Genomic DNA, 3,958 nt, shown 5'->3' on the forward strand with positions numbered 1-3,958 from the left:
ACTTGCTCTTCAAATAAATCGATGATGGTTTTATCTTTTGGATAATCAACTTTGGTATCGTTAAAGTCTACTAATAATTGTTGTTTCTCTGTTTCAGATAAAATTACCTCCTTATTTAAAACATTATTTGGTCGAGTTACAAGTAAATTTAAAAAGTTATAGTAATAACTATGTAATTGTTCTACAGTTATTCCTCCTTTTAGTACACGTTGCTGATGCCATGATATATTTATACCAGCCTGTATAGGACAAATTGTCAAATCTAGAAAAGTATTGGATAATGTAAAATTAATATCCGTAAATTCAAATTCTTTAACTTTATTTGTCTCTTGGAGATTAAGGTCATTCAATATGTGAAAATCGATATAATTAAAGAATGTATCAAAAAACGGATTCTCTCCCTGGTTATTAAGTGAAAATCGAGTATGTAATTCAAATAAACTAATTCCTTCAAACTGTTTCTGTAGGTTTACAAAATGATTTACTTGTTTTACAAAATCTAATATTGTTCCTTTTGTTCCATTTAAACGAAACGGTAGTGTATTTAAAAAACATCCTAATATTTTATCACTATCTTCTAATAAAGGTCTTCCGTTTGTGACTAGACCGGCCAAAACATCATTATCATATGTTAACATTTGTAATGTATAGAGATAGGCTGAAAAATTTAATATTTTCATACTTATCCCTTGACTAACTACAAATTCCTGAATGGAATTATACAGTTTTCCTTCCAATACAAAATTGTAGTGATTGAATACAACTTCTTCAGTAAAAATATCTAGACGCTTATAACCATTTAACTTTTCTTTCCAATAATTATATTGATTGTCAATCTCTTTTATACATTTTTGATTAAAGACATAATCTTTATAGCTCAATGAAAGCTTTTCCAAAGTCGTTATACCTTCTTTCTGTATGCTGATGTATGTATTATTAAGTTCGGTTATTAAAGATGCAAGGCTCCAGCCATCAAGAATAGCATGATGAAATTGGAACAATAAATGCCATTGTTGCTCTCCCAATTTATAAATCTTCATACGCCAAAGACCTGGTATAGAAATATCAAATGGCTTTTCAGTTCGCTCCTGAATCATAAACTCATTGATCAGTTCCTGTTGGACCTTTTTATCTTTTGTCGAAATATCTTCGCTCTCCAATGATATGTCAATATTCTTATAAACAAGATGTACAGGCACACTGTAATTATCTATATTAAATGCGACACGAAGTATTTCATGTTTTTCAACCAATAATTCTAATGCTATGATAAATATGGATTCATCAAAATCCTGTATAGGAATAGGAATTAAAAACTGATCATGATATACACCTAGCTTTGTGTTCAGAAATGAGGAATATAACATACCTTGCTCTATATCACTCATGGGGAAAATAGAAATAATCTTCTCTGAATCTAATTCCTTAGATAAATTTTCAAAACTTCTCTCTATTTGTAACTTTATTAACGGAGAAATTGTACTTGTTAGGCGCTCTAACTTTATAGATAGTAATTCCTTAATAGAAGGAAATGCATAAATATCTGATAATTTATAATTTAGCCCCAAGAAATTATTAATCCTGCTTAAAAGACGTATTGAACGTATCGAGTCCCCCCCTAAATCAAAGAAATTATCCGTAATTCCTATTTTCCCCACTCCCAATACTTCTTTCCATATTTCAACTAACTGTTCCTCAATTTCATTACTTGGGCCTACAAATTCCTTTCTTATGATATCATTATCAGAGATGTTTGGCAAAGCTTTATAATTTATTTTCCCATTTGAAGTTAATGGTAATTTATCTAGCACAATATAAAAACTAGGAATCATATAATCCGGAAGTTTACTTTGGAGATGATATCGCAGTTCCTTTTTATCTAAATCATTAGATGCAACCAAATAAGCCACCAGTACTTTTTCCTGATGCATTTCTTTTACTACAACCAAAACTTGATTAAAATTCGCTGAATATTGAAGTATGACATTCTCAATTTCGACAAGCTCAATTCTAAATCCTCTAATTTTAACCTGTTGGTCTTTTCTTCCTAAAAACTCAATATTTCCATCTGGTAACCATTTACACAAATCTCCTGTATCATACAATCTCTCGCCTTGCACAAATGGATTTGGAATAAATTTTTCAGCTGTAAGTTCTGCTTTATTCAAGTATCCTCTCGCTACTCCAGCTCCGGATACGTACAATTGACCTATTACACCGGTAACGACTGGTTGCAAATTTTTGTTCAATATATAGGCAGAACTATTTGGAATAGGTTTCCCTATCGGAATTGTGCTGTATTTTACATTTTGTATCTCAAAAGTTGTAGAAAATGTTGTGTTTTCTGTAGGTCCATAACCATTTACTATTTTTATGGCCGGATACCTTTCAAATACTTTTTCAGTATGCTTTGGTGACACAACATCGCCCCCAACAATTAGTTGGTCAATGTTTTCAAAAATCTTAATATTACTTTCTACCACTTGACTAAACCATGAAGCAGTCATCCAAAGACTATTCACCTTATGCGTTTTTACGACATCTTCTAATTTAGATAAATCAAGTAAATTGTTCTGAGTGGTTAATATTAATCTTGAGCCGTTCAATAAAGTTCCAAAATACTCGATCGTAGTGGCATCAAAAGATACGGAACCAGTACTTAGCAAAATATTCTCTGCACTCAATGGAAAATAAGAACAAGGTTTAACTAATCTAATAACATTACCATGCTCCACCATTACTCCTTTTGGTTCTCCAGTTGAACCAGAAGTATAAATTACATAAGCCAAATCTGATGTTGAATTGATAAGATTTGGATTTTCACTATTAAATCTAAACCTTTGTAAATTAAAAAGTGCTAACTCATCCTCATCAACAATCACTTTACAATTGATATCTTTTTCGATATAAGCTATTCTTTCCTGCGGGTAATTGGTATCTATTGGCACGTAAGCGGCTCCTGATTTTAGGACACTTAAAATTGCAATAATCATTTGTTCGCTTCTATCTAACTTTATACCAACAAGATCATTTGGTTCAATGAAATATTCGTTTCTTAAATAGTGAGCCAATTGATTGACTTTTTCGTTAAGTTCCTTATACGTGAGTGATATATTGCCAAAAACAATAGCAATATTGTCAGGAGTGTTAATAACTTGCTCCTCAAATAAAGTAACTATTGTTTTATCGTTCGGATAAGAAACAACTGTATTGTTAAACTCTGATATTACTTGGAATTTTTCTATTTCTGTTAAGAATTCTACTTCTTGAATATCTTTTGTTGTTTCATCCAGTAATCCATTCATTAGATTTTCGAAATGATGAAACATTCTTTCGATTACATTAACATCATAGATATCTGTATTATAATCAATCATTAATTCTAAGCCATCTTTTTCAGTAAAAGCAAAGCGAATATCAAATTGAGAAGTTTTTCTTAAAAAACTGTACTCATTTACTTCAATACCAATTAGTTCTTCGTTGTTAAGGTTTTTTAATTGTTTTTGATTTTGTAAAACTACAATAACATCAAACAAAGTAGAACGACTGGTATCTTTCTTTAAATTCAATTTTTTAATCAATGCATCAAAAGGATAACCTTGATGCTCGTATGCTCCTAATAAAGTTTCTTTTTCCTGATTTAATAAATCTAAAAAGCTATTATGCTCTTTAAAAAGTGTTCTTATTGCTAGTGTATTTAAATACAAACCTATTTGATGCTCCAGATCAGGATGCTCACGTCCTGCTATAGGAGTACCTACTACAATATCATATTGACCACTGTATTTATGCAAAAGCACTTTGACCCCTGTCATAAGAGTCATAAACAAAGTGGATTGGTGTTTCTCTGAAAAACCTTTCAGTTTGTCTAAAAACGACTTGGAGAATCCATGTGTTAAACTTGCTCCATTATAAGTTTGGACCGATGGCCGTTTTTTAAAACTAGGTAAGTCTAAAA

At 30.9% G+C, this 3,958-nt stretch carries 1 protein-coding gene; it reads right to left on the minus strand.

What is annotated here, in order from left to right; all coding sequences use genetic code 11:
- Positions 1-3,958 (minus strand): non-ribosomal peptide synthetase (locus GQ47_RS20545; protein ID WP_152561068.1); only part of this gene is annotated, 3,958 nt, incomplete at both ends.

This window comes from Flavobacterium sp. ASV13, from assembly GCF_000745775.1.
Taxonomy (GTDB): domain Bacteria; phylum Bacteroidota; class Bacteroidia; order Flavobacteriales; family Flavobacteriaceae; genus Flavobacterium.